Annotated in this window: 25 protein-coding genes; 10 read left to right on the plus strand and 15 right to left on the minus strand. The window is 57.9% G+C overall.

The window, feature by feature from the left end:
- Positions 1 to 27 precede the first annotated feature (27 nt).
- Both rsxB and metG read right to left on the minus strand, forming a co-directional pair.
- The gene (rsxB, locus tag ACJJU9_RS05245; RefSeq protein ID WP_407730953.1) at positions 28 to 1119 is read right to left on the minus strand and encodes an electron transport complex subunit RsxB; all 1092 of its coding nucleotides are present in this window, start codon (positions 1117 to 1119) and stop codon (positions 28 to 30) included.
- Positions 1120 to 1195: 76 nt separating this feature from the next.
- Positions 1196 to 3247 (minus strand): methionine--tRNA ligase, encoded by a 2052-nt coding sequence (metG, locus tag ACJJU9_RS05250; protein WP_048386486.1) that lies wholly within the window; start codon positions 3245 to 3247, stop codon positions 1196 to 1198.
- A 182-nt stretch (positions 3248 to 3429) separates the two neighbouring features.
- Here metG and apbC point away from each other — a divergent pair, with 182 nt between their 5' ends.
- A complete protein-coding gene (gene apbC, locus ACJJU9_RS05255) occupies positions 3430 to 4524 on the plus strand; it encodes an iron-sulfur cluster carrier protein ApbC (RefSeq protein WP_048386488.1) in 1095 nt (364 codons plus the stop codon).
- A 154-nt stretch (positions 4525 to 4678) separates the two neighbouring features.
- On the opposite strand, the gene ACJJU9_RS05260 is transcribed toward apbC, so the two are convergent.
- A complete protein-coding gene (locus tag ACJJU9_RS05260; RefSeq protein ID WP_002554837.1) occupies positions 4679 to 4888 on the minus strand; it encodes a cold-shock protein in 210 nt (69 codons plus the stop codon).
- 354 nt (positions 4889 to 5242) lie between these two features.
- Here ACJJU9_RS05260 and dcd point away from each other — a divergent pair, with 354 nt between their 5' ends.
- Together dcd and ACJJU9_RS05270 are read left to right on the plus strand one after the other, a co-directional pair.
- Complete coding sequence (gene dcd, locus ACJJU9_RS05265) at positions 5243 to 5809, plus strand: dCTP deaminase (RefSeq protein ID WP_019411020.1); 567 nt, start codon at positions 5243 to 5245, stop codon at positions 5807 to 5809.
- A gap of 92 nt (positions 5810 to 5901) precedes the next feature.
- Complete coding sequence (locus ACJJU9_RS05270; RefSeq protein ID WP_048369432.1) at positions 5902 to 6102, plus strand: hypothetical protein; 201 nt, start codon at positions 5902 to 5904, stop codon at positions 6100 to 6102.
- A gap of 47 nt (positions 6103 to 6149) precedes the next feature.
- Here ACJJU9_RS05270 and ACJJU9_RS05275 read toward each other — a convergent pair whose 3' ends face one another.
- The 11 genes from ACJJU9_RS05275 to ACJJU9_RS05325 form a co-directional block, all read right to left on the minus strand.
- Entirely contained in the window at positions 6150 to 6914 is a 765-nt protein-coding gene (locus ACJJU9_RS05275) for an ABC transporter ATP-binding protein (RefSeq protein WP_123751907.1), read from the minus strand.
- A gap of 7 nt (positions 6915 to 6921) precedes the next feature.
- Positions 6922 to 8043 (minus strand): succinylglutamate desuccinylase/aspartoacylase family protein, encoded by a 1122-nt coding sequence (locus ACJJU9_RS05280; protein WP_407730205.1) that lies wholly within the window; start codon positions 8041 to 8043, stop codon positions 6922 to 6924.
- A 9-nt stretch (positions 8044 to 8052) separates the two neighbouring features.
- The gene (locus ACJJU9_RS05285; protein WP_048386493.1) at positions 8053 to 8763 is read right to left on the minus strand and encodes an ABC transporter permease; all 711 of its coding nucleotides are present in this window, start codon (positions 8761 to 8763) and stop codon (positions 8053 to 8055) included.
- Entirely contained in the window at positions 8760 to 9488 is a 729-nt protein-coding gene (locus ACJJU9_RS05290) for an ABC transporter permease (protein ID WP_153327194.1), read from the minus strand. The genes ACJJU9_RS05285 and ACJJU9_RS05290 overlap by 4 nt, the downstream gene beginning before the upstream one ends.
- Before the next feature lie 57 nt (positions 9489 to 9545).
- Positions 9546 to 10328 carry a transporter substrate-binding domain-containing protein gene (locus ACJJU9_RS05295; protein ID WP_048369436.1) on the minus strand — a complete coding sequence of 261 codons (783 nt, stop codon included), beginning with the start codon at positions 10326 to 10328 and terminating at the stop codon, positions 9546 to 9548.
- A 275-nt stretch (positions 10329 to 10603) separates the two neighbouring features.
- Positions 10604 to 13066, minus strand: coding sequence for a penicillin acylase family protein (locus ACJJU9_RS05300; RefSeq protein ID WP_407730206.1), 2463 nt, complete (start codon positions 13064 to 13066; stop codon positions 10604 to 10606).
- A 176-nt stretch (positions 13067 to 13242) separates the two neighbouring features.
- Positions 13243 to 13881: a glutathione binding-like protein gene (locus ACJJU9_RS05305; RefSeq protein WP_407730207.1), complete on the minus strand. Its 639-nt coding sequence runs from the start codon at positions 13879 to 13881 to the stop codon at positions 13243 to 13245.
- 163 nt (positions 13882 to 14044) lie between these two features.
- Positions 14045 to 14245: an SEC-C metal-binding domain-containing protein gene (locus ACJJU9_RS05310; RefSeq protein WP_123751913.1), complete on the minus strand. Its 201-nt coding sequence runs from the start codon at positions 14243 to 14245 to the stop codon at positions 14045 to 14047.
- A gap of 7 nt (positions 14246 to 14252) precedes the next feature.
- Positions 14253 to 14738 (minus strand): LEA type 2 family protein, encoded by a 486-nt coding sequence (locus ACJJU9_RS05315; RefSeq protein ID WP_331368121.1) that lies wholly within the window; start codon positions 14736 to 14738, stop codon positions 14253 to 14255.
- Between the two features lie 14 nt (positions 14739 to 14752).
- A complete protein-coding gene (locus tag ACJJU9_RS05320; RefSeq protein WP_123751915.1) occupies positions 14753 to 15229 on the minus strand; it encodes a YchJ family protein in 477 nt (158 codons plus the stop codon).
- Positions 15230 to 15233: 4 nt separating this feature from the next.
- The gene (locus tag ACJJU9_RS05325) at positions 15234 to 15734 is read right to left on the minus strand and encodes a DUF6231 family protein (RefSeq protein WP_048369442.1); all 501 of its coding nucleotides are present in this window, start codon (positions 15732 to 15734) and stop codon (positions 15234 to 15236) included.
- A 323-nt stretch (positions 15735 to 16057) separates the two neighbouring features.
- Between ACJJU9_RS05325 and ACJJU9_RS05330 the strand changes: the two genes are divergently transcribed.
- The gene (locus ACJJU9_RS05330; RefSeq protein ID WP_048386507.1) at positions 16058 to 16336 is read left to right on the plus strand and encodes a DUF1145 domain-containing protein; all 279 of its coding nucleotides are present in this window, start codon (positions 16058 to 16060) and stop codon (positions 16334 to 16336) included.
- Positions 16329 to 17087, plus strand: coding sequence for a collagen-like protein (locus ACJJU9_RS05335; protein ID WP_153332097.1), 759 nt, complete (start codon positions 16329 to 16331; stop codon positions 17085 to 17087). The genes ACJJU9_RS05330 and ACJJU9_RS05335 overlap by 8 nt, the downstream gene beginning before the upstream one ends.
- Before the next feature lie 83 nt (positions 17088 to 17170).
- On the opposite strand, the gene ACJJU9_RS05340 is transcribed toward ACJJU9_RS05335, so the two are convergent.
- Complete coding sequence (locus ACJJU9_RS05340) at positions 17171 to 17635, minus strand: CopD family protein (protein ID WP_153332096.1); 465 nt, start codon at positions 17633 to 17635, stop codon at positions 17171 to 17173.
- A gap of 98 nt (positions 17636 to 17733) precedes the next feature.
- Between ACJJU9_RS05340 and dinG the strand changes: the two genes are divergently transcribed.
- From dinG to ACJJU9_RS05365, 5 genes are all read left to right on the plus strand, one after another.
- The gene (gene dinG / locus ACJJU9_RS05345; RefSeq protein ID WP_048369446.1) at positions 17734 to 19878 is read left to right on the plus strand and encodes an ATP-dependent DNA helicase DinG; all 2145 of its coding nucleotides are present in this window, start codon (positions 17734 to 17736) and stop codon (positions 19876 to 19878) included.
- A gap of 97 nt (positions 19879 to 19975) precedes the next feature.
- Complete coding sequence (locus ACJJU9_RS05350; protein ID WP_407730208.1) at positions 19976 to 22327, plus strand: beta-galactosidase; 2352 nt, start codon at positions 19976 to 19978, stop codon at positions 22325 to 22327.
- 107 nt (positions 22328 to 22434) lie between these two features.
- Positions 22435 to 23580 (plus strand): serine hydrolase domain-containing protein, encoded by a 1146-nt coding sequence (locus tag ACJJU9_RS05355; RefSeq protein WP_407730209.1) that lies wholly within the window; start codon positions 22435 to 22437, stop codon positions 23578 to 23580.
- Positions 23581 to 23834: 254 nt separating this feature from the next.
- Positions 23835 to 24980 carry a serine hydrolase domain-containing protein gene (locus tag ACJJU9_RS05360; protein WP_407730210.1) on the plus strand — a complete coding sequence of 382 codons (1146 nt, stop codon included), beginning with the start codon at positions 23835 to 23837 and terminating at the stop codon, positions 24978 to 24980.
- Between the two features lie 109 nt (positions 24981 to 25089).
- Positions 25090 to 26241 (plus strand): OmpA family protein, encoded by a 1152-nt coding sequence (locus ACJJU9_RS05365; protein WP_407730211.1) that lies wholly within the window; start codon positions 25090 to 25092, stop codon positions 26239 to 26241.
- The last annotated feature ends 7 nt before the right edge of the window (positions 26242 to 26248 follow it).

Here is a 26248-nt window from a genome sequence, read left to right on the forward strand (position 1 = left end):
AGAAACGTATCCCGTGACGGCAAGCTATCAGCTTTTGGTTGGGGCTAAAGCGTCGAGTGTCTGTTCTGCCCGTAGCACGGCGTCATTCAAAAGTGCGAGCTCAGCCCTGGTGTGTGCCTGCGTCTGCGCCTTTTTAAGCGCCGCCCGCTGCATGGCCAACTGAATTTTTGCCCGCTTGAGTTCTGCAATCCCGCTGCTGGGTGCAGGCACCGCTATCACCGGGGCGGCCTCCAGTTGCGCCAGGGCTTTTTCGGCAGACTCAAATTGTGCTTGCAGGGCAACCAGTTGTGCCTGCTGTGGGGCCGTCGGCGGGTGACCAAAGGCTTTGAGCGATTTATGCAGTTGGGCCCGAGCCATGGCCAGGGTGACCTTGGCTTTTTTAAGCGCTGCATCGCTGAGCAAGGAGGGCTCTGTCTGCGATGGCTCAAGCGCCAGGGCGTCAGCAGGCGCCACAGGTGCTCGTTGAGCCCGCGCCTGGCGTTCTGCCTGACGTTGCTGTTCATCGCGTCGCAGACGTTCGTCACGTCGCTCGTAACGGCTACGGGCGTGGTTGCGCTTGTCAGTGCGTGCATTGAGCTGCTCTTGCGCCTGTGCAAGCCCGCCGACGATGGGGATCACATTGGCGGGTAGCGGTCGCATTTCGATGCAGTCGACAGGGCAGGGCGCAACGCACAGGTCACAGCCGGTGCATTCATCGACAATCACCGTGTGCATGAGCTTGGCGGCGCCCAATATGGCGTCCACCGGGCAGGCTTGAATGCATTTGGTGCAACCAATGCATTCCGCTTCACGAATGAAGGCCACCTGGGCTAGTGCCACGCCTCGCTCCGTGTCGAGTGCTATAACGGGAATGCTCAGCAGGTTGGCCAGCGCAGCGATGGTTTCAGTCCCGCCGGGGGGGCATTTGTTGATGGCTTCGCCCTGGGTGATACCTTCTGCGTAGGGTTTGCAGCCAGGATGCCCGCATTTTCCGCATTGGGTTTGCGGTAATAAGGCGTCAATACGTTGAATCAGGCTCATGGTGTGATCAGTCCAGCGACAGCGAGCCGCACCCGGGCGACAGTCATCCTGCGCAGTGAGTAATGAGTGCGAGGCGGTTAAACGAACGGCGCTGATTATCCGACATGGCGGGAGGGGAGGCTACAACGAACATCCGCCAGCGACGTGCAGGCCGCTGGCGGATGAGGAGGGCGTGTTACTTGATGCGTTGACCAGGCTTGGCGCCGCTGTCCGGGCTCAGCAGGTAAATTTCTTCACCGCCAGGGCCCGCCGCCATGACCATGCCTTCAGAAACCCCAAAGCGCATTTTGCGGGGTTTGAGGTTGGCAATCATCATGGTCAGGCGACCTTCCAGCTCAGCCGGGTTCGGGTAGGCGCTTTTGATGCCCGAGAACACGTTGCGCTGTTCGTCGCCGATATCCAGGGTCAGACGCAGCAGCTTGTCAGCCCCTTCGACAGCCTCGGCCTTGAGGATCAAGGCGACGCGCAGGTCGACAGCGGCAAACGCGTCAAACTCGATTTCGGCTGCCAAAGGCTCTTTGGTCAGCTCGCCATTGCCTTTTGGCGCAGCAGTACCGGTATCGGTCTGGCTGGCGATCAGGTCTTCCTTGGACGCGTTGACCATAGCTTCCACATGCGCCGGATCGATACGCGTCATCAGCGGTTTGAAAGCATTCAGCTGATGGTTGGCGAGCAAGGTGCTGTGGTCGTCCCAAGTCAAAGGAGCCACATTCAGGAACGCTTCGGCATCGGCTGCCAACTGCGGCAATACCGGCTTGAGGAAGATGATCAACTGGCGGAACAAGTTGACGCCCAAGGCGCACACGGCCTGGACTTCGTCTTGCTTGCCTTCCTGCTTGGCCATGGCCCAAGGCGCCTTTTCGGCGATCCAGGCGTTGGCACGGTCGGCCAGCGCCATGATTTCACGCATGGCGCGCGCGAAGTCACGGGCTTCGTAAGCATCGGCAATGCTTGGTGCTGCAGCCAGGAAGGCTTCAGTCAGCTCAGGCGCTGCGTTGCCTTCAACCATCACACCGGCATTGCCTTTGTGGATGAAGCCTGCGCAACGGCTGGCAATGTTGACCACTTTGCCGATCAGGTCAGAGTTGACCTTTTGTACGAAGTCTTCGAGGTTCAAGTCCAGGTCATCGACGCCACGGCCCAATTTGGCCGCGTAGTAGTAGCGCAGGTATTCCGGCGACAGGTGATCAAGGTAGGTGCGCGCCTTGATAAATGTGCCACGGGACTTGGACATTTTTTGGCCGTTAACGGTCAAGTAGCCGTGAACGTTGATCGCGGTAGGCTTGCGATAGCCTGCGCCTTCGAGCATGGCTGGCCAGAACAGGGCGTGGAAGTTCACGATGTCCTTGCCGATGAAGTGGTAAAGCTCGGCGCTGGAGTCTTTGTTCCAGTACGCGTCGAAGTCCAGTTCAGGGCGGCGTTCGCACAGGTTCTTGAAGCTGGCCATGTAGCCGATCGGCGCGTCCAGCCAGACGTAGAAGTACTTGCCTGGCTCGCCCGGGATTTCGAAACCGAAATACGGCGCATCGCGGGAGATGTCCCACTCTTGCAGGCCGCTATCCAGCCATTCGGCGATTTTGTTTGCGACCGCATCTTGCAGCGCGCCGCTTCGTGTCCAGCTTTTGAGCATAGCTTCGAAGTCGGGCAGCTTGAAGAAGAAGTGCTGGGAATCCTTGAGAACCGGTGTGGCACCGGAAATCGCCGACTTCGGATTTTTCAGGTCCGTCGGAGCGTAAGTTGCGCCGCATTTTTCGCAGTTATCGCCGTACTGATCATCAGTGCCGCATTTAGGGCAGGTGCCCTTGATGAAGCGGTCGGCCAGGAACATTTTCTTTTCCGGGTCGAAGTACTGAGTAATCGAGCGCGTAGCGATATGGCCGGCTTCGCGCAGCTTGATGTAAATCGCACTCGACAGCTCACGGTTTTCTTCGGCGTGAGTCGAGTGATAGTTATCGAACTCCACGAGGAATTCGGAGAAGTCGGCGCAGTGTTCGGCCTGCACGTTGGCGATCAGTTGCTCAGGTGTGATGCCTTCTTTTTCGGCACGCAACATGATGGCCGAGCCGTGGGCGTCGTCTGCGCAGACATACGTGCATTGGTTGCCGCGTTGCTTTTGATAGCGCACCCACATATCGGTCTGGATGTACTCAAGCATATGGCCAAGGTGGATTGAACCATTGGCATAGGGCAGGGCGCTGGTGACGAGGATCTTGCGTGGCTCGGACATGGGGCTCGGCTACTTGATGAGACGGTGGTCGGCCACTATAAAGCGCCGGGCAATATATTTCACCCCGTGGGCGGCTATCTGATGCTTTCTGATGTTTTTGACCGGTTCAAAAGCCTGCGCCAGGTGATTTATTACAGGTACGATAGCGACCTGTTTCACTCAGCCTTTTTCGGGAGTTGCCCATGAGCGCAGTCAATCGCGCAGCGGTGGAGGCCGTCCTTCGCCAATACACCGACCCATATTTGAACCAGGATCCGGTCAGCGCCGGGTGTGTACGTCACATTGAAGTCCAGGGCGAGCATGTCAATGTTCAGCTCGAACTGGGTTATGCCGCCGGCCTGTTCAAGAATGGCTGGGCGCAAATGCTGCAAATGGCCATCAGCAATCTGGAGGGCGTGTCCTCGGCCAAGGTTGAGATCAATTGCGTGATTGCCCCGCACAAGGCGCAGGCGCAAATCCCGGGGCTGGCCAATGTGAAAAACATTGTGGCCGTTGCCTCGGGCAAAGGCGGCGTGGGTAAATCCACCACGGCAGCCAACCTGGCGCTGGCGCTGGCGCGTGAAGGAGCGCGAGTGGGGATCTTAGATGCTGATATTTATGGCCCTAGCCAGGGCGTGATGTTCGGTATCGCTGAGGGTACCCGCCCGAAAATTCGTGATCAGAAATGGTTTGTGCCGATTGAGGCGCATGGCGTTGAGGTCATGTCGATGGCGTTTTTGACTGACGACAACACGCCGATGGTCTGGCGCGGCCCCATGGTGTCGGGCGCCTTGTTGCAGTTGGTGACCCAAACCGCCTGGAATGACCTCGATTACCTGGTGATCGACATGCCGCCCGGCACGGGCGATATCCAGCTGACCCTGGCGCAGAAAGTCCCGGTGGCAGGTTCTGTGATTGTGACGACCCCGCAAGACCTGGCTTTGCTCGATGCACGCAAGGGTGTCGAGATGTTCCGTAAGGTGAACATTCCGGTGCTGGGTGTTGTAGAGAACATGGCTGTGCACATTTGCTCGAACTGTGGCCACGCAGAGCATTTGTTCGGTGAAGGCGGTGGCGAGAAACTGGCGACCCAATACGGTGTGGAAGTTCTGGCCTCGTTGCCGCTGGCGATGGAAATCCGCGAGCAGGCCGATAACGGCAAACCGACCGCGATTGCCGACCCCAATAGCCCGATTGCCTTGATCTACCAAGAGCTGGCCCGTCACGTCGGTGCGCGGATTGTTCTGAGCGAAGCCGCCACCCAGGCCATGCCGACCATTACCACCAGCGACGACTGATACCCCGTAAACCCCTGTAGGAGCGAGCTTGTCTCGCGATCTTTTTAAAAGATCAAAAGATCGCGAGGCAAGCTCGCTCCTACAAGGTCTTTAAACGACAGGCATAAAAAAACCCCGCTTTTAAGGGCGGGGTTTTTTACTGGATCAGTACAAGTTAGATAACTTGAACTTCCTCAGCTTGCATGCCTTTCTGACCGCGAGTAGCGATGAAAGAAACCTGTTGGCCTTCTTTCAGGCTCTTGAAGCCGTCGGATTGGATTGCTTTGAAGTGAACAAACAGGTCGTCACCGGATTGTGGAGTGATGAAGCCGAAGCCTTTTTCATCGTTGAACCACTTAACGGTACCAGTTTGGCGATTAGACATGGTGTAACTCCTTGAACAAAGATAACTGCGACGCAGGAAGAGCCCTGGCCGAGACTGAGTGCAAAGAGCAGGAAAAATTCTTGGAGATGGTTGGATCGAAATTCAACATATCGTGTAGAGATTCTCAGTGACACAAGCAGCACAGTGGCGCCACCTTACCCCTTTTTCCGGAACGTGCAAAGGGTCTTTGCGAAGGTTTCTCGAAAAACGTGACTGATGGTTGCCCGTACAGCCTGTATTCAGTGCGCCTACAGCTATTTTCAAGAATTTCCCCCCAGCCTTTGAACCGAAACCCCGGCCCCGGTAAGATGCCGAACAGAATTTTTCCACCTCGCTATTCAGGACACCCCCGCCATGAGCATCAAATCAGACAAGTGGATTCGCCGCATGGCGCAAGAGCACGGCATGATCGAACCTTTCGTTGAGCGCCAGGTGCGCGGCGAAGGGGCTGATCGTCTGATTTCTTACGGCGTGTCGAGCTACGGTTATGACGTGCGCTGTGCCAATGAATTCAAGGTGTTCACCAACATCAATTCGGCCACCGTTGATCCGAAAAACTTCGATGAAGGCAGCTTTGTCGATGTCACCAGCGATGTCTGCATCATCCCGCCCAACTCCTTCGCCCTGGCGCGCACCGTTGAATACTTCCGTATTCCACGCAACGTGCTGACCATCTGCCTGGGTAAAAGCACCTACGCGCGTTGCGGCATCATCGTTAACGTGACGCCGCTTGAGCCAGAGTGGGAAGGCCACGTGACGCTGGAGTTCTCGAACACCACCACACTGCCTGCCAAAATCTATGCAAACGAAGGTGTAGCGCAGATGCTGTTCTTCGAATCCGATGAAGAATGTGAAGTGTCGTACAAGGATCGTGGCGGCAAGTACCAGGGCCAGCGTGGTGTGACTTTGCCACGTACCTGACGAACAGCAGGAATTTCTGAGCGAAAAAGCACTCTATTGACTGTATTCCGGTTTCGCACCTCAGCGAACCGGACATCGCTCAGGAGTGCCCCATGAAGATCGATCCGAGTATCCGCGCCAAACTGGCAAACCTTGAGCCCAATCAGGTTGGATTATTGGCCTGGTCGCTACTCGCGTATCCCCAGTTGCATGCAGGTGGCATTCCCGGCCAGCCTGACCCAGACACCCCGCAACCCACCGAACCTGGCGTGCCCACACTGCCGGATGAAGCTCCGCCTGCCCCAGTGGCGTGATCAACCGTCTGTAGCTGCTGCATTGTCAGCAGCTACACGAACAGGCGCTACTTCAAGTTGCCGCTCAAAAACTGGCGCAAACGCTCGCTTTGAGGGTTGTCCAGTACGTCACTTGGCGGACCTTGTTCCTCAATCAATCCCTGGTGAAGGAACACCACTTGACTCGCCACTTTGCGGGCGAAGTTCATTTCGTGGGTGACCATGATCATGGTCCGGCCCTCTTCGGCCAGCCCCTGAATCACCCTCAAGACTTCACCCACCAGCTCCGGGTCCAGTGCCGAGGTTGGCTCATCGAACAGCATCACTTCGGGTTCCATCGCCAATGCCCTGGCAATGGCGACACGCTGCTGCTGGCCGCCGGAGAGGAAGGCCGGGTATTGATCAGCCACTCTGGAAGGCAAGCCGACTTTATCCAGATAACGTCTTGCGCGCTCCTCGGCGTCTTTTTTACTGACCCCCAGCACCCGATGCGGTGCCAGGGTGATGTTCTCCAGCACCGTCATGTGGCTCCACAGGTTGAAGTGCTGAAACACCATGGCCAGCCGGGTACGCAGGCGTTGCAACTCAGCATCGTCAGCAACCCGCATGCCGTTTTTGTCGCTGATCATGCGAATCAACTTTCCATCAAGGCTGATGGCGCCATCGTTGGGTGTTTCGAGAAAGTTGATGCAGCGCAAAAAGGTGCTCTTGCCCGAGCCGCTGGCGCCAATCAGGCAAATGACGTCCCCGGTTTTCGCCTTGAGCGACACACCCTTGAGCACTTCGTTGTCGCCATAACGTTTGTGCAAGCCGTCGACGCTGAGTTTGTACATGCACACCTCAAGCAGAGAGTAGGTAGCCGCTGCGATAGGCTTCACGCCCCGCGACATGAGCTATCACCATGCCCGCGGTGGCCATGCGCCTTACCGAGCGGGCGTAAACTAGGCCTTCGCGGGTGGTGTAAACCGGGGTGAGCCGGTCGCTGACAGGGTCGATAACGTCCGCTACCAATTGACCGGCACTCAGGTAGTCACCGGGTTTGACGTGAAACACCAGCACGCCCCCCGCCGTTGAGGCAACGGGCTCGACACCGGCCAGCGGGGTAGCGGGGTACAGCAGCTCAGGCAAACGGCTGGCTTGGCCTTCAATCGCGCCGAGCGTAATCAGGTAATCAATCAGCGCCTGGCAATCCTGCTCGGCGAGGGCGTGACTGACGTCACCTTGGCCGCGTAACTCCACAGTCACTGAGAAACTGCCCTGTGGAATCTCAAAGCTGCCCTCAAACCGCTGCTGCAAGGTCCACCACAGCAGGGTGAAGCACTCATCAAACGACAGGCCGCCCGAGTCGGTTGCCAGCAGGCTGGCCTGGGCTGCGAGGTAGCGCGCCAACGGCTCAACCTGCGGCCAGGCGTCAGGGGTGGTGTACAGGTGAGGCACGGCTTCAAAGTCGCAGTGCAGGTCCAGTACCACATCCGCATCGCACGCCAGGGTTTGCAGGGTCAGACGCTGAGATTGCAGCTGGGTTGCCGGCACCTGTGCGGCCAGCGCCTTGCGCAGGTGCTGGCGGATGATCTGCCGGTTTTGCTCAGGGTCGGGGGTCAGCAGCCCTTCGATTTCATCACCGATCTGCGTGCTCAAGTCCAGAAAGTTGCGGTTGAAGTTCTGCCCGCTTTCCAGCTCATAACGCCCCAGCGGGATGTCCATGACCACTTGTTCCAGCCCGATCGGGTTGGCCACGGGCACCACCACGATTTCGCTGCGCAAGCGACCAGCGCTTTCGAGTTCGGCCAAGTGTTTTTTCAGATGCCACGCCACCAGCATGCCGGGCAGTTCATCGGCATGCAGTGAGGCTTGAATGTAGATCTTGCCCTGTGGCTTGGCCGGGCCGTAGTGGAAGCTGTGAATCTGCCTCTCGGTGCCTGGAACGGGGGCCAGCAAAGGATGGGTTTGATGTTGCGCCATGGTTGAGTCCTAGTGAGCAGGGCCGAGGAAAGCCAACCAGCGGCGTTCCGCCAGTCGAAACAAACCGACCAAAATAAAGGTCACGCACAAATAGATGATGGCGGCGATGCCGAACGACTGGAAGGTCAAAAAGGTCGCTGAGTTAGCGTCCCTTGCGACTTTCAACACATCAGGGATCGTTGCGGTAAAGGCCACGGTGGTCGAATGCAGCATCAGGATCACCTCATTGCTGTAAAACGGCAATGAACGGCGTAAGGCCGAGGGCATGATGACGTAGGCATAAAGCTTCCAGCCACTCAGGCCGTAGGCTTTGGCCGCTTCAATTTCGCCGTGGGCCATGCTGCGAATGGCGCCGGCGAAAATTTCTGTGGTGTAGGCGCAGGTGTTGAGGGCGAAGGCCAGAATTGTGCAGTTCATGGCATCGCGAAAAAACTCATTGAGCAGCGGTTGGGCGCGAACGGCGGCGATGCTGTAGATCCCGGTGTAGCAAATCAGCAGCTGTATATACAGCGGTGTTCCGCGAAACACATACGTGTAGAACTGCACCGGCCAACGGATCCAGCGTCTGGATGAAACCCTGGCGATAGACAGCGGGATAGACAGCACAAAGCCGATGATCAGCGCGGCGCTCAACAGCCACAGCGTCATGGCCAGCCCGGTGATTTGGCTACCGTCGCTGTACAGAAACGGCCGCCAGTACTCTTGCAACAACTCGATCATCGTACGGCCTCCCGGCAGCCCACGGCATAACGGCGTTCCAGTCGCCGCAAAACCACGTTCGAGGCGCTGGTGATTGCCAGATAGATCAGTGCGGCAATCACCAAAAAGTAAAACAGTTCATAGGTGCTTTTGCCCGCATCCTGGGCCGCCTTGACCAGATCGGCCAAGCCAATGATCGACACCAGAGCTGTGGCCTTGAGCATCACCATCCAGTTATTGCCAATGCCTGGCAGAGCGAAGCGCATCATTTGCGGAAATACCACAAAGCGAAAGCGTTGCCAGCGTTTCAGGCCGTAGGCGGTGGCGGCTTCGACCTGGCCACGGGGCACCGAGAGGATCGCGCCCCGAAAGGTCTCGGTGAAATACGCGCCATAGATAAACCCCAGCGTGATTACGCCTGCGCTGAACGGGTTGATCTCGATGTAATCCCAATCCATGGCATCTGTCAGGCTGGTCAGCCAGGTTTGCAGGCTATAAAAAATCAGCAGCATCAGTACCAGGTCCGGTACGCCGCGAATCAGCGTGGTATAGAGCTGGGCCGGCAGGCGCAACAGTCTCAGGCTGGAGAGTTTGGCGCTGGCCCCAAGCAGGCCGAGCAACACGCTCACGGCCAGCGACAGGACCGATAACTTGATGGTCATCCAGGTGCCTTCCAGCAGCAGGGGGCCGAACCCCTGCAAGCTGAGGGCAGACAATCCAAGGTTCTGCACGAGGTTTTCAAACATGACAGTCGAACCCAAGACGTTGAAAAAGGCACCCATGCGCGCATGGGTGCCAGCGCGTTATTTGCCGCTGTACAGATTCAAGTCGCCGAAGTGTTTTTGCTGGATTTTGGTGTAGGTGCCATCGTCGTGTAACGCTTTGATACCTTTGTTCAGCAGGGTTTGTAGCGCTTGGTTACCTTTCTTGATACCCACCGCAGTTTTGGACGGCAGCAGAGGATCGTCAATGGCTGCGCTGATTTCGTAACCGGCACCTTGCGGCGATTTCAGAAAGCCCAGTTCAGCCTGCAGCATGTCTTGCACCGAAGCGTCGAGACGGCCGGAAATCAGGTCGGCATAGACTTGGTCCTGGTTGGCATAGGCCTGAGTTTTGACTCCAGCTTTATCCAGCACCGCTTTGGCGTAAGCTTCCTGGATGGTGCCTTGTTCGTAGCCCACGGTTTTGCCTTTGAGCGAGGCGGTATCAGCGCTCAACCCTGAGCCTTTTTTGTACACCAGCGATGTCGGGCCGGAGAACAGCTCGTTAGAGAAGTCGATGACTTTTTCGCGAGCGGGGGTCACGGTCATCGACGAGATAACACCGTCGAATTTGTTGGCTTTAAGCCCGGGCACCATGCCGTCGAAGTCGGATTCGACCCATTTGCACTTCACTTTCAGCTCGGCGCAAATGGCGTTGCCCAAGTCGATATCAAAACCCACCAGGCTGCCGTCAGCGGCCTTGGATTCAAAGGGTGCATAAGACGGGTCAACGCCGAAGCGCAGCTCTTTGTACTCTTTGGCCAGAACAGAACCCGCAGCCATGCATAAAGTCAGTGCAGAAAGGGCCAGAAATGCTTTTTTCATTGTTCAATCCCTAATAACCGGTTGCTGGAGCGTAACGACGTCATAGACGAAGCAATAACCGAACCACATGGGGTTGAGGGGGCGTTTAAAGCCGGGAAGGGAGTAAAAAGCGGCGGATGTGCGCTACAAAAGAGCGCTGAAAAAGGCGTGATCCAAAACAGTGCGCAGGCACTAAGATCTGATTGGCTTCTAGGGTAGGAACTGCCGCAGGCTGTGATCTTTACCGATCAAAAGATCGCAGCCTGCGCCAGCTCCTACAAAGCCCTAAGCCTGGCTTACTTGCCGGGCACCAAGGTGAGGCGGGTTTTGCCGTACGCGCTGTCAAAGTTCTGCGGCTGCATCGGGAAGCGCATGTATTGCCCCTTCAGCCATGGATCAATGCCGTCAGCGTAATGCGGGCTCGCCGGGTTGCTGGATTGCCCGGTGCTGTTCTGGCCCATCATCGGTTCGCTTTGGCCGAAGTCGACGATCATGCGCATGGCTGGAATCACGGTGGTTGCAAAGCTGTCGCTGCCAATGCTGTAGGCCGCCGTGTTCAGTGTGGTGTGATCGCCGCCCGCAGCAATGGGCCCGCGCACGGTCTGGCCATTGCTGTTGCGCCACAGGTAGTGGTGCAGTTTGCCCCACTGCCATGCGCGGTGGTCGCTGCCCATCAGGCTGTCGCCCGTGGTAATGGCGGCTGCCAGGCTACGGGCCAGAATGGCCGGCTTGTCTTCTTTTTGCGGGGTGCGGGTGTCGTCCCAGAACGGGCTGTCTTCACGCCCCAGCAAGTGATCGCTGAGGGCCGAGTACGACAAGTTACTGTTGCCAATAAAAGCCTTCCAGGTGGCGCTGGACTCCGGGCCCAGTTTGTCGAGGAAGATTTGCCGGGTGCTTGCCTGCAAGAATAACTCGTACAGCGCCGCATCAGCCGAGGTCGGGCTGAGCTTGCCATCAAAGGCCATCAATCGGCTCAGGGCTTCATTGGCTTTGGCCTGATCGACAGCAGGCAAGGCGGCGATGGCGTGTTTCAGCGGCTGGGCCATGCCCGGTGCACTGAACATGGCCTTGAGTTTGGCGGCAAACAAGGTGGTCTGGTCGTACTGCATGGCGATCATGCTGCGGGCATCCTGTTTGCCGTTGCCTGCCAATTGGGCCAGGCGCTCGCTGCGCTCAGGCGACAACCACGAATTGGACAGCTGCATGCCGTAACCGTAAGCGGCCGTGCGCTGGTTTGCAGTGCCCAACCAGCCCTGCGCCGGGTCTTGATCGTAAGGGTGGAGCATGGCGTCAGCGTAACCGTCCCAGTCATAACGGCTGTCCCAGCCCGGTGACGGGTACAGGCCCACGCCATCGCGGCGGTTAGGGTACAGGCCGGTGACCTGCCAACCGATATGGCTGGCATCGGCGTACAGCAGGTTCAGCGCAATCGCACGGATCTCACGACTGGCGTCTGACGCGCTTTCACTGTTTTGCGCACGGGACAGGTCGAAGAACGCATCCAGGGTTTTGTCGCCCTTGAAGTCCGGAGTTTGTAGGGCCAGCCCCAGGCTGCTGTTCAGCGCCGTGGTCGTGCCAACCACACTGTTCAGCAGTGGGCCGTGGCGTGTTTCGTAAATGACTTCGCGAGTCGGGCGCTGACCTTTGACGAAAAAGGTTTCGTTGCGCACCGAGGCGGGTAGCCATTTACCGTCGGCCAGGTAATACAGGCTGTTGCCCTGGCGCTTGAGTTTTTCCAGGAACACATCCTGGTTGTCGCCCATGGCCATGCTCATGCCCCACGCAACCTTACCGTTGAAACCGGCCAGCAGTGTTGGCAAGCCCGCAATCGAGGCGCCCGCTGCCTGGTATTTAGGCGCGCGAATCTGCACGTAGCTCCAGGCCGAGGGAACGCCAATCGGCTGGTGAATATCGTTGGCCAGCAGGCTTTTGCCACTGCGGCTGCGTTGTGGGCCGATGGCCCAATCGCTGGATGCCGTGACGCCCGGCAGATTGAGGGCGGTTACGCGCTCAAGCGCCTGAGTGACGCCGGTTAACCCCGGCAACTGGCTGGCCAGATTCAAGCCGTTGAGTTTTTCGGCTTCAGCGGTGGGCAGTTGTTCATTGGGGTAGGTCGGCGTCAGCCACGCGAGGTGGCCGGCGCCGACTTTTTGCGCCAGTACCAGTGTGTTGAGCTCTTCTTGCAGGTTGACCGAGGTCGAGAAGTTCAACAGGCTAAAAATCAGGGCCGAGTCTTCGGGTTTCCAGTACTCCGCTTTGTAGCCCGCCTGGGCGAGGTCGGCAGGGAGCTTGTCGCGGTAGCGGAACAGATACGCGTTGACGCCGCGGGCATAGACCTCAAAGAACTTTTTGAGGCGGGGTGAGGAGCTTTTGTACAGCTCGTCAGCGGTTTTTTTCAGATTGATGCTGCGCATTAAACGGTCGCTGTCCAGCGCATCGGGGCCGTCCAGCTCGGCCAAGCGGCCTTGGGCCAGCAAGCGCAGGCGCACCATCTGGCTGATCCGGTCACCGGCGTGGACATAGCCCAAGGTGAACAGCGCATCATGGAAACTGCTGCTTTCGATCAGCGGGATGCCTTGGCTGTTGCGTCGCACCGAGACGTTTTGCGCCAAACCTTTTAGCGGCTGCATACCGGAAGCCGGCAGCAGGCTCTCGCCGGACAGTGAGTTAAGTTGGCAACCGGACAAGCCCAGCAGGCTGACCATCGCCGCGGCAACGCCGAACCGGGGTAAAAAATGAGTGAGGGCTGGCGAGGCCATGGCAAAGCTCCTGCGGGGGGAATGTCATCGAAAGGCGCTACGTTAGTGAGGCCGATGACACTGCGCAAGTGCTATCTATGGCGCTGTGCGGGGCTATTCGCTGGAGCTGGTTTGCATCGCGATCTTTGGGTTTTATAAACAATCGCGACGCAAGCCTGCACCTGCAGATAAGGGGGCTATTTTGGCGGGTTGATCTTGTCTACCAGTGCGTACGCACGTTGGGTCGCCGGGCGAGCTTTGATGCGCTCAAACCACACTTTCAGCGCAGGGAAGTCATCCAGGTTTTGGCCTTGAAGCTCATGTGACACGGTCCACGGGTAAATCGCCATGTCAGCAATGCTGTATTCGTCGCCCGCAACAAACTGACGGCCTTCCAGTTGCTTGTTCAACACACCGTACAGACGAGCGGTTTCGTCGGTGTAGCGCTTGAGCGCATAAGGGATTTTCTCGGCCAGGCGCTTGAAATGATGGTTTTGCCCGGCCATTGGCCCCAGTCCACCCATTTGCCAGAACAGCCATTGCAAGGCTACTTGCCGCCCACGCAGGTCTTTAGGCAAAAACTGACCGGTTTTTTCCGCGAGATACAACAAAATTGCGCCGGATTCGAACAGCGACAGCGGTTCACCGCCATCGGCCGGATCGTGGTCGACAATGGCCGGAATGCGGTTGTTTGGGGCGATCTTCAAGAAGGAGGGTTCGAACTGCTCGTTTTTACTGATATTGACCGGGTGAATCGTGTACGCCAGGCCCGCTTCTTCAAGAAACAGGGAGATTTTGTGGCCGTTTGGCGTAGTCCAGTAATAAAGATCGATCATGAAGGGCTCCAGAAGGGAAGATTCACACAGCAGTCGCGGATCTCTGCGAACGCCTGTTTTACTCCCAATGGTCCCTTGGTTACAAAAGGTTTACGTAGCTCCTGAAACAAACACGCCGCACGTGCTCAAGGCAGGTGCGGCGCGGGCAGAGCGGTCTGAAGTATCAGGCGCCGTGGCACTTCTTGAACTTTTTGCTGCTGCCACACGGGCAAGCATCGTTACGACCAACGTCTTTCAAGGCGTTGCGCACCGGCTCTTGTGGCGCGTGGCCGCAGTTCGGGCCGTGTACATGGCCGTGATCGTGGTCATGATGGTCATGATCGTGGTTGCAGTCTGGGCCATGAACGTGGGGTTGCTGGGTCATTACTCAATCACTCTGGAATAAAATCGCCGGGCATTATCTCGCCTTTACGCACCACGTGCACGTCGTAACCGAAGAACAGGCCGGTCTGTAACGTACCGTCGAGCCGATAAGGGATCGGCTCGTCGGGCGACTCAAGCAATTTGATCAACGGGCGCATGTGTTGCCACAGGTTGGTCCGCACCGGCACCACCAGATCTGCATGGCTGTTGGGCTCGACACTGAACCAGCGGCTGTACTCACCCTCAGCCAGTTTTACCGGCCCTAAATAAAGGCTGTAGACCAGCCCGCGCACGGTGAGGGTGGAGTCGTTCGGGTTGTCGATTCTAAAGTGCAGCTTGAAACGTTGTTCCAGCAATTTGGCCCGGACCAACTCGACACGCTCCAGTTTTAACTGGGGGTCTTTGTCATCTGCGCCAAACCACGAAGCGCAGCCTGACAGCGCCAGGATCATCACCAGCGCAAAGGTTTTGGTTAAGCGAGCTTTAGAATCCATTCTTTACTCCCGGCTTATTGGCCGAAGAAACCCGCGCAGCATTTTTTGAACTTCTGCCCGCTGGCGCAAGGGCAACCATCATTACGCCCCACCTTGAGTGGCACCGTCGGGTCGATGAAGTACCAACGCCCTGCATTCTGTACAAATGACGAGCGTTCCCGATGGCTGTGCTCGCCATTGACGTCATGCCAGCGCGCGGTAAAGGTCACAAAGGCATGCTCTGGCTGACCACCGAAAACCTCGTTGCTTTCAACGTCCAGGCCCAGCCAGGTGCTTTGAGCGCTCCACTGCGCGATGGACGGGCGATCGAGCCCGGCTTGCTGCACAGGCAGCGTGGTCTCGACCAGATAGTCAATCAACCCCAGCACATAGGCGCTGTAGCGCGAGCGCATCAGGGTTTCGGCGCTAGGGGCCGGGTGTCCGGCGTGATAAGTCCCGCAGCAGGCGCTTAGCAAGTTGCCGCTGCCACACGGGCAAATAGATGTACTCATCGGCTTACCACCAGTACTTGCCAAAGTTTTCCGGGTTGGCCCAAAACCTGGCGTTGAGCCAGTCGGGTACTTGTTTGTATTCGCGTAAGTCGTAAGTAAAGAGGGTCAATATCTGTTCGTCACGCTGAAAACGCTCATTGTTTTGTAGGGCTAAAGCGAAAAAGTCCGTTTCTTTCCAATCGCAAGCTGTGAGATCCGCCAGTACGGCGATGCGGCTGGCGTTCAAGTTACGAATTCCGCCCAGCAATTCCAGGCCTTCGCGCTTGGACAGGTGCTCCAGACAGTCGACCGCCAGGGCCAGGTCGAAACGTTGTGCCGCTACGTCGGCAGGCAGTGCGCCCGGCATTGCCTGGGCGACATGAACATCAGGGTGGGCCTGTTTATAGGCCTCCAATGCCGGGAACTGGCTGGCGCCGACCACCAGGACACGTTGTGGAGAGTAAGTGTCGAGCAACGCCGCTAACGCTTGCTGAGGTGTTCGTGTGGAAAAAGCAGGGGTCGTCATCTCAAGTCCTCAATCAGAGCGCACAAGACTAGCCTGCCCGGAGCCTGTGGCCTAGGTCTGTCAGCGTTTGATTACGAGCAGGTGCTAACGGGGTACCACCTTTCATTGCCACTGGCAGAGGTAAATATCTGAAAGGGCCTGTGACCGCTCTGGCGTCTGCCGAACAATGGCTTTTGCCGTTAACCACGTAATGACATGAGCTACGGGTTAAATGCCTCAATTGCGTGGCGTGCGTAGCGAGGTATTTTTGCAGGGACCTCTGGCGCAGCTATCCTGCTAGCCGTTAATGTTCGCTTAAAGAAAAACATAGAAAGGGCTGTTGCATGAAGGTGCTTTGGGGACTGGGGAAGGTGCTGACGTTGTTGTTCTGGGTTGTCGTTGCGATCAACGTTTTCAAACCCCTGAGCAATCCGTTCGACCTGCTGATCAACCTGGCGGGTAGTCTGCTGTTTTTGACCCATTTGCTTGAGCTGCTGCTGTTCAATAGCAGCCTGCAAGGGCGCCCACACCCTTGGCGCGACCGACTCTACATCCTTTTGGTAGGCATCCTGCACGTTCAAACTCTCCCTAAATCTTCCGGACAGGGCAACAGTCATGCGTAAGTTATGTTTAATGGCAGCCCTTTGCAGTCCGTTTGCCCATGCCGAGGTGGTGCAGGTCGAGGCTAACTCGATGATGCGTCTGCCCGCGAATGTGGCCGTTCTGACACTCGAAAAACTCGATGTGGCGGACTACGGCACTCTGCTGATTCCGGCGGGTGTCAGTCAGGTCAACATTGATCAACTGCATCTGGGGCATGAATCACGCATTGTCATCGTGCCGGCCGAGCGTGGGATTGAACTGCGTGTAGCCAATGCCGAGTTGGGTGAAGGCAGCCAGATCAGCACGCGCGGTGCAGCGGGGACGTATGAAAAACCGGCCAGACCTGCCCGCGATCTGAGCCTGAGAATCGAAGCGTTGCAAGCCGATCAACTGTCCATCGACGCCCGTGGCGGCACTGGCGCTCCGGGTTTTGTCGGGCTTGATGGTGGCAACGGCGCTGAACCGGGTTGCACCTGGGGATCAGCCGGAGCAGGCGCCAATGGTGACGACGGCGGTAATGGACATCAGGGCGCTGCGGGCGCACACGTCCGGGTCGAACTGCCCCGAGACTTCCCTGATGATCAGATCAAAGTACTGGTCGACGGCGGTGCAGGCGGCAAACCCGGCGCGGCTGGGCGGGCAGGTGCGGGTGGCAAATCCAAAGGCTGCATTGTTTACCGTACCGATGGCGGCAAGTCGGGTCGCCCGGGGCAAACCGGGCAACCGGGTGATGCTGGCCCGGCAGGCGCCGTGACGGTCCAGCGGTTGTAAGAAGCGCCCACTCCTCGCGATTTTTTAAACATTAAAAGATCGCGAGGCAAGCTCGCTCCTGCAGTTGGGAGGTAGGGACCCCTTCAAAAAATCGGGCGCGCCCCGGCAATCGCCACCAGCGCCAGCCCTATCAGCAAATTACACCCGACCAGACGGCGAATCCGCCCCATCACCGCCGCGCCTGCCGCCCATTCCTGAGCCTCAACGGCCTTGCGCAATTCGGGCAGTTGCAGTGATTGAATGCGGATAAACAGGGCGACCATGACGATGTACACGCCCATCATGATCTGCACATAACGGGGCGCCGTTTCGAACCCGCTAAAGCGCATGTGCAGCAGGCCGACACCGCTTATCGGCAAAATAACCACCGCGACCCACACCCAGCCAAAAAAACGTTGAAACACTTCAACCCACAGTTTTAGCCGGGCAGGGCCCTCCAGGGCCGTCATTGCGGCGGGGCGCAGGATCATCCAGGCGAAAAACATCCCGCCCACCCAGATCAGGGCAGCCAGTAAATGCAGGCTGTAAGTAACAGCGAAGGTGGTCATTGGGGTACTCCGTTCGGCGCAGGATCAATTAGCGGGGTATGATAGCGGCCATTCGAACCACTGAAAATTTATCCAGCGTTTCTTGCGCCCGAAGAACCATGATTAGTACCGAACTCAAATCCCAGATCCAGGGCGCTTATTCGCGTTTTCTCGAAGCCAAGAGCCTCAAGCCGCGCTATGGCCAGCGTCTGATGATTGCTGAAGTCGCCAAAGTGCTGGGCGATATCGATACCGACGAAGAAAACCATCGTACCGGCGACCCGGCGGTGGTGGCCGTTGAAGCGGGCACCGGTACCGGTAAAACAGTGGCTTACAGCATGGCCGCCATTCCGACCGCCAAGGCTGCGGGCAAGCGCCTGGTGATTGCCACGGCAACTGTCGCCCTGCAGGAGCAGATTGTCTACAAAGACCTCCCAGACCTGATGCGTAACAGCGGGTTGAATTTCAGCTTTGCGCTGGCCAAGGGCCGTGGGCGTTACATGTGTCTGTCCAAACTCGACATGCTGCTGCAAGAAGGCCACGCGCAAACCGCGACCGCGCAGCTGTTTGAAGAGGAAGGCTTTAAGATTGAAGTCGACGAAGCCAGCCAAAAACTGTTTACCAGCATGATCGAAAAGCTGGCCGGCAATAAATGGGACGGTGACCGTGACAGCTGGCCCCAGGCGCTGGAAGACCAGGACTGGGCGCGTCTGACCACGGATCACAGCCAGTGCACCAGCCGCCATTGCCCGAACTTCGGTCAGTGCGCCTTTTACAAGGCTCGCGAAGGCATGGGCAAGGTCGATGTGATCGTCACCAACCATGACATGGTGCTGGCTGACCTGGCGTTGGGCGGTGGCGCGGTTTTGCCCGACCCGCGTGACACGCTCTATGTGTTCGACGAAGGTCACCACCTGCCAGACAAAGCCATCGGTCACTTTGCCCACTACACCCGTTTGCGCTCGACCGCTGACTGGCTGGAGCAAACCGGCAAAAACCTCACCAAACTGCTCGCTCAGCATCCGTTGCCGGGCGACTTGGGGCGTTTGCTGGAGCAAGTACCGGAGCTGACCAAAGAGATCAAGGCCCAGCAGCAATTCATGTTCAGCGCCTGTGAGCAAATCGCTGACTTCAAGGTCGGCGAAGAGCCAGAAGGCCGTGAACGCCCGCGCCACCGTTTTGTGGGTGGCGTGATCCCTGATCACCTGCGTGAAATGGGCATTGAACTGAAGAAGGGCTTTTCACGCCTGACCGACGTGTTCACCCGTTTGACCGACCTGCTCAAGGACGGCATGGAAGGGGAGGTCAACATCGGCATCTCCAGCCAGCAGGCCGAGGAGTGGTACCCGTTGTTCGGCAGCCTGCTGTCGCGGGCTCAGGGCAACTGGGAGTTGTGGACGGCCTTCACCACTGAAGACCCTGAAGACAACCCGCCCATGGCGCGCTGGCTGACCCTGGCTGAAAGTGGTTCGCTGTTCGACATCGAGGTCAACGCCAGCCCGATTCTGGCGGCCGAGATGCTGCGTCGTAACCTGTGGAACGTGGCTTACGGTGCGCTGGTGACCTCGGCGACGCTGACCGCATTGGGCACGTTTGATCGCTTCCGCATGCGCGCCGGCCTACCGAAAACCGCAGTCACAGCGATTGTGCCGAGCCCGTTCCATCACGCCGATGCGGGAGTGTTGCGTGTACCGGACCTCAAGGCTGACCCGCGCGATGCGACTGCGCACACGGCGGCGATCATTCGTGATCTGCCGGGGCTGGTAGAAGGTTCGCGCGGCACATTGGTGCTGTTCTCTTCACGCAAGCAAATGCAGGACGTTTTCGACGGCCTGGAGCGTGACTGGCGCAAGCAAGTGTTTATCCAGGGCAACTTGTCCAAGCAAGAGACCCTGAATAAACATAAGGCGCGGGTGGATGGCGGAGACTCCAGCGTGCTGTTCGGCCTGGCCAGTTTTGCCGAGGGTGTGGACTTGCCCGGTGCTTACTGCGAACACGTGGTCATTGCTAAAATCCCCTTCTCGGTGCCCGATGATCCCGTTGAAGCGGCCTTGGCAGAATGGATCGAAGCCCGTGGCGGTAATCCCTTCATGGAGATTTCAGTGCCCGATGCATCGCTCAAGCTGGTACAGGCCTGCGGGCGTTTGCTGCGTACCGAACAGGACCGCGGCACCATCACATTGCTCGATCGGCGGCTGGTGACCCAGCGCTATGGCAAGGCGATTCTGAATGCCTTGCCGCCGTTTCGACGCGAAATTTCATAAGTGCAAGCCGGCGTCCATGCCGGCCTTGCTGTCGTCTATGCTGTGAGCTTCAAAGCCTCACAGGCCGTATTTGGCCGTTAGGGAGAACCAGATTCATATGATTCGCCGTTCACTGTCTGCAGCTTTTGCGTTGCTGGTCTCGACCCCGCTGTTGGCGGCGCCTGCCGGTCAACAAACCCTGTTCAATTTCGTTCGCCCGGCCGATGTGGTGCAAGTGGCGACCGTGGATGCGAACTTGCCGCAATACAACGCAGAGCAAACGGCGGAAGGTGAAGTACTGCGTCGTGTGACCTTTAACCCGGCCGCAGCCCCCAGCTTGCGCCTGACCCCGCAAGCCGGTGTGTGGGACTGGTCACAATCGGGAATGATGACCCTGCGTATCCAAAACGCCATGAACTGGGCCCTCACGCTCGATGTGACCGTGCAAAGCAAGGACGGCAAGACCCTCACCAGTCGTGTTGACCTGCCGGCCGGCCCTGCGCAAACCCTGTTGCTGCCGTTGCAGGCCAACTCTCCCCGCAGCCAGGGCATGCGCGCAGGCCCACCGATGCCAATGACTATCGAGGGGCAACGCAGTTTGCTGGCCAGCAGCCAGGGCGAAATTGACCGCAGCCAAGTGGTCTCGGTGACGTTGTCGATTCCGCAGCCCAATGCCGCGCAAAGCATCCTTCTGGAGCGCTTCGGTGTGCAGGACGGCGCGGGTGTGATCAAGACCGTTTATGGCTCGATTGTCGATGGCTACGGTCAGTCCACTCGGGCCAAATGGCCAGAGCGTGTGTCCAGCGATGAGCAGCTCAAAGCCGCAGCAGCCAAAGAACAGCAACAGCTCAAAGGCTGGCTGGCGGCGCGCAGCGGGCTGGATCAGTACGGCGGGTTGCTCAAAGGCCCTGCGTTTGACGCATCGGGTTTTTTCCGCACAGAAAAGCGTAATGGTCGCTGGTACCTGGTGACCCCTGAAGGTCATCCGTTTTACTCGTTGGGCCTGAACGCCGTGACCGCTGAGGACAGCCAGACCTACGTGACCGGGCGTGAGTGGATGTTTACCGATTTGCCCAAGCCCGGTGCGCCTTTGGCCGGTTATTACGGGACTTCGGATCATGACAGCAACAACGGCTCCTCCCAGGGGCGGGCGTTTGATTCGGGGCGCTGGTACAACTTCTACGCGGCCAACTTGCAGCGCCTCTACGGTGAGCCGTGTGCGGTCGGCAAAACCGGGCCGGGCGCCGATCCCGCAATTCCTTGTGCCCCTGAAGCCTTTGATGCCAAGCGTTGGCAGGCTCACACCCTGGATCGCCTGCAAGCCTGGGGTTTTAACACGATCGGTAACTGGAGCGACCCGGCGCTGGGCCTTAACGACCGCGTGCCTTACACCTTGCCGTTGTCGATTGTGGGTGATTACAACAGCATCAGTACCGGCACCGATTGGTGGGGCGGCATGCCTGATCCGTTTGACCCGCGCTTTGCCATGGCCACCGAACGCGCAGTGGCGATTGCCGCCCGTGATCACCGTGATGACCCGTGGCTGATCGGCTACTTTGCCGATAACGAACTGGCGTGGGCTGGCGGCGGTGACGACCCTCAGTCACGTTTTGGTCTGGCGTTGGGCACCTTGCGCATGACCACGGATGCGCCGGCCAAGCGTGCGTTCCTCAAGCAACTGCGCGACAAGTACCGCAACCAGCAAGGCCTGTCCAAAGCCTGGGGTGTTGATATTCCGGCGTGGGAGTTGATGGAAGACCCGGGTTTCAAGGGGCCGCTGCCGAATGCAGAACATCCGGAAATTGAAGCGGATTACACCTACTTCCAGAAAGTTTTTGCCGATGCTTACTTCAAAACCATTTCCGATTCGTTGAAATGGCATGCGCCGAATCACTTGTTGCTGGGCGGGCGCTTTGCGGTGAGTACTCCTGAGGCCGTGGCGTCGTGCGCGCAGTATTGCGACGTGCTGAGCTTCAACTTCTATACCCTGCAACCGCAGGATGGTTATGACTTCGCCAAACTGCGTGAACTGAACAAGCCGGTGATGATCACCGAGTTCAACTTCGGCTCCCGCGACCGTGGCCCGTTCTGGGGTGGCGTGACTGAAGTGGCCAGCGAAGAAGCGCGTGGCCCGGCGTATGCGAAGTTCATTAAGCAGGCCGTGGCCGAACCGTCGATTGTCGGAGTTCACTGGTTCCAGTACCTGGACCAGCCTGTAACTGGCCGCTTGCTTGATGGTGAAAACGGCCACTTCGGCATGATCGGCATCACCGACCTGCCGTTCACCGGTTTTGTCGACAGCGTACGCAAGACCAACTTGCAAGCGCTTGACCAGTTGGGCCAGGAGGCGGCTAAAGCCCAGGTTGACGCCGACAAAAACCTCAAAGCCCCGGTGCAAACCTCACAAGACGCCAACGGCGGCCGCTCTGGTGCGGGCCATGCAGGCGGGCATTCGGGCAAAGGTCACTGATATTTCTGATTAGCGGCGATACATTTTGTCGCATCAGGGGGGCTTTGAGCTTCACTTCTAGGCGTCGGCGGCTAAGGTTTGCGTTCCAATTGAAGGGAATCAAACCAATGGACGCAAAAGGATCGTGTGACAGTCGGTTTGCTGCGGTGCAGCAATCCTTCGAAGAAATCTTTGATGACCCCCAGGAACACGGTGCAGGGCTGTGCATCCAGGTCGGCGGCGAGACGGTAGTCGACCTGTGGGCGGGCGTGGCGGATTTAGAAAGGACCAAGCCCTGGAACCGGGACACGCTGGTCAATACCTACTGCGCGATAAAACCCTTTACCGCGGTTGCCACCTTGATGTTGGTGGAAGAGGGCAAGCTGGCGCTTGATCAGCCAATTTGCCATTACTGGCCCGAGTTTGCCCAGGGCGGCAAGGATCAGGTCACCTTGCGCCAAGTGTTGTCGCATACCTCCGGGACCCCTGCCTTGCGTCTGCCGAGTCGCACGCCCGAGATGTATGACTGGGATGAGATGGTCAAAAAAACAGCCGCAGAGCCATTATGGTGGCAGCCCGGTACAGAACTGGGGTACGGCGCTACGACTTACGGGTGGATTCTCGGTGAATTGATCCGTCGGGTTGATGGCCGGGAGCCCTGCCGGTTTATTCGAGAGCGCATTACCGAGCCCAACGGATTAGAAGTACAGTTGGGAGTGGATGAACAGGACTTTCACAGAATCGCCCACTTTGGCCGGGCTGAAGGACGTGAAGGTGACAGCTTTGCGATAGCTTTGCGGCATGTGATGTCTAAACAACCCGAGCACGTGGCGACACTGGCATTTACCAACCCTGCTGTAGGCCCGAAACAAACTACGGACCCTCGCTGGTGGTCTTACCGTCAACCGGGTGTGAACGGTCATGGCACGGCTCACGGTCTGGCCGGTTTTTACAGTGCGCTACTCGGTGGGCGTCTGATTGGTCCTGAACTGCTCAGCGAGTTCACCCGCGAGCACAGCAACAGCATGGATCGCGTGTTATTGCGCCCGATGCGCTATGGGTTAGGCTGCATGTTGGAGCAGCAAGCTGACCTGGTCGCGTCCAAGTGCATGGGCCCCAATACCTTTGGGCATGTCGGGTTGGGTGGCCCCGTCAGTTTTGCAGACCCGGAGCGGGATGTGAGCTTTGGTTTCGTGACCACGACCATTGGTAGCCATGTTCTGCTGGATCCGCGTGTCCGCAAGCTTGCCACGTTGGCCTACGCCGCACTTTAACGTTCTCGGGCGGCCTGTTAAGTGCTGCAGATTGCGATCTTCAACCCCGTGAAGATCGCAGTCTCTTGCAGCGGTCGACCAGGCCGCTGCCCCGGACTTTTTCACAAAAAATCCATCTCACGCCTGATACCCTGCGCACCTTGATGAAAATGCCCAGAAATTGTGCGTTCTGATCCGCTTGCTCTGTTTCAAAATCCTACCGGTACTGGAACAATGCACGCCTTGTTGAGCCATGCTTGATCCAGGAGGTAGGGGTGCACATTCAAGGGTTTCACGACCTCAAGTTCGAAGCCGTGCGTGAGGCGTTTGCTGATTTGTTTAATGATCCGCAAGAGCGCGGCGCAGCACTGTGCATCCAGATCGCGGGCGAAACAGTGCTCGATCTGTGGGCCGGTACGGCTGACAAAGACGGCGAACAGGCTTGGCACACAGATACCATCGTTAATCTGTTTTCGTGCACCAAGACCTTTACCGCAGTGACGGCCTTGCAACTGGTCGAAGAGGGCAAGCTGGAACTGGATGTTCCCGTTGCTCGCTATTGGCCTGAGTTTGCAGCGGCTGGCAAAGAGTCCATCACCCTTCGCCAGTTGTTGAGCCACCGTGCGGGTTTGCCTGCGCTGCGTGAATTACTGCCGGCTGGCGCGTTGTATGAATGGCCAACCATGGTCGATGCACTGGCCGCAGAGGCGCCATGGTGGACACCGGGCGAAGGTCACGGGTACGCCGCGATTACCTACGGCTGGTTGCTGGGTGAGCTGATTCGTCGTGCAGACGGTCGCAGTCCCGGGAAGTCGATTGTGGCCCGCACGGCCAGGCCATTGGGGCTGGACTTTCATGTCGGGCTGTTAGATGAAGAGTTTTACCGTGTCGCGCATGTTGCCCGCACCAAGGGCAACATGGGTGATGAAGCGGCCCAACGGATGTTGAAAGCGATGATGAATGCCCCGTCTTCCATGACGACACGGGCATTTACCAATCCGCCGTCTATTATGACCAGCACCAATAAGCCGGAGTGGCGTCGTATGGAACAGCCCGCAGCGAATGGTCATGGTAATGCGCGAAGTTTGGCCGGCTTTTATAGCGGGTTGTTGGAGGGGAAATTGCTGGAAGCCGAAATGCTTGAGCAACTGACCCGTGAACACAGTCTGGGCGAGGATAAAACCTTGCTCACCCGGACGCGTTTCGGGCTGGGCTGCATGCTGGATCAACCGGACGTACCCAATGCCACGTTTGGCCTTGGGCCAAAGGCGTTCGGTCACCCTGGAGCAGGTGGTTCAATTGGCTTTGCCGACCCTGAACGCGAGGTTGCATTCGGGTTTGTGACTAATTCACTGGGGCCTTATGTATTGATGGACCCACGCGCGCAAAAGTTGGTGAAAGTATTGGCACAGTGTTTATAACCGGGTTTTTATAAACCGTAGGTCGGAACGCGATAGCTTTTATGTGTTCAATACGTTTTTTTATATGGGCGTAGTGCCTTTTATTTTTAATTCATTGTGTGGATATTCAATGTCATCTAATAAGACTCTCGCTCTGGCTCTTTGCCTGGCTATTACCGGTTGCGCACAAACTCCACAAAATGACGCCGAAGGTGGCCACAAATGGTGGCAGTTCGGGTCGTCTGATCAGGCTCCGACCGCTGGGGACAAAACTGCCAGCGCTTCAGCCAAACCAACGAACACGCCAGCTACGGCGCCAGCAGCCAAAACCGCTGCTGCGGCCCCAGCCCCTGCAGCGGCGCCTGCGCCAGTGGCCGCCGCAGCCAGCACGAGCAAAGACAGCGGTTCTAGCTGGTGGCCTTTTGGTGGTGGCGACACGGCCAAAAAAGACGCCCCGGCTGATAAAGCACCCGTCGTTGCCAAGGTAGCCTCGGCGCCTGCCGCGCCAAGCACGTCGAAAAACTGGTGGTGGCCGTTTGGTGGTGATGACAAAGCCACCAAAGCCGCACCTATTGGCGTGATCCCGATGCCGGATCCGAAAATTACCCAAGCCTGGCTGGACGAGTACGAGCCGCGCCTTCGTGTTGCCATCAAAGACTCTAACTTGCAGTTGGAACGTCGCGAGAACTTGATCGTGATCGTCGCCGCCGCTGACAGCGCGTTCAAACCTACGCGTCCGGATTTGCTGATGCCGTCGATGCTCGGCCCGTTCACCCGTGTGGCCAAAGTGGTCGAAGGCGACCCTAAAACCGCTGTACTGGTACTCGGTCATGCCGACGCTTCGGGCACCATGGCAGCCAACACCCGCTTGAGCCTGGACCGCGCCAAATCGGTGGCTGCGATCTTCCGCATGAGCGGTCTGCAAGGTAACCGTCTGACCCTGCGTGGCATGGGTTCTGTCATGCCGCGTGCGGCGAACGACAGTAACGAAGGCCGTGCATTGAACCGCCGCGTAGAAATCATGATGACCCCGCAAGCCACCATGTTGGCGCTGGTCAGCAAATACAGCCAACCCGTACTGACCCCCGAAGAGCTGGTTGCCGCTCAACCGGCCGTAGCGCCTTCGACGCTGGCCAAGACAGGTTCTGTGTCGACCACCAAGAAAGCAGCACACGCCAAGAAAGCCGCACCGGCTAAAAAAGCTGCCCCGGCCAAAAAACCGGTAGTGGCCAAAGCTGCAGCGGACAAAAAAGTCGCTGCCAACGATCAGAACAAGAACTGATTGTTTT

The sequence above is a fragment of the Pseudomonas helleri genome, assembly GCF_045830615.1.
Lineage (GTDB): Bacteria > Pseudomonadota > Gammaproteobacteria > Pseudomonadales > Pseudomonadaceae > Aquipseudomonas > Aquipseudomonas helleri.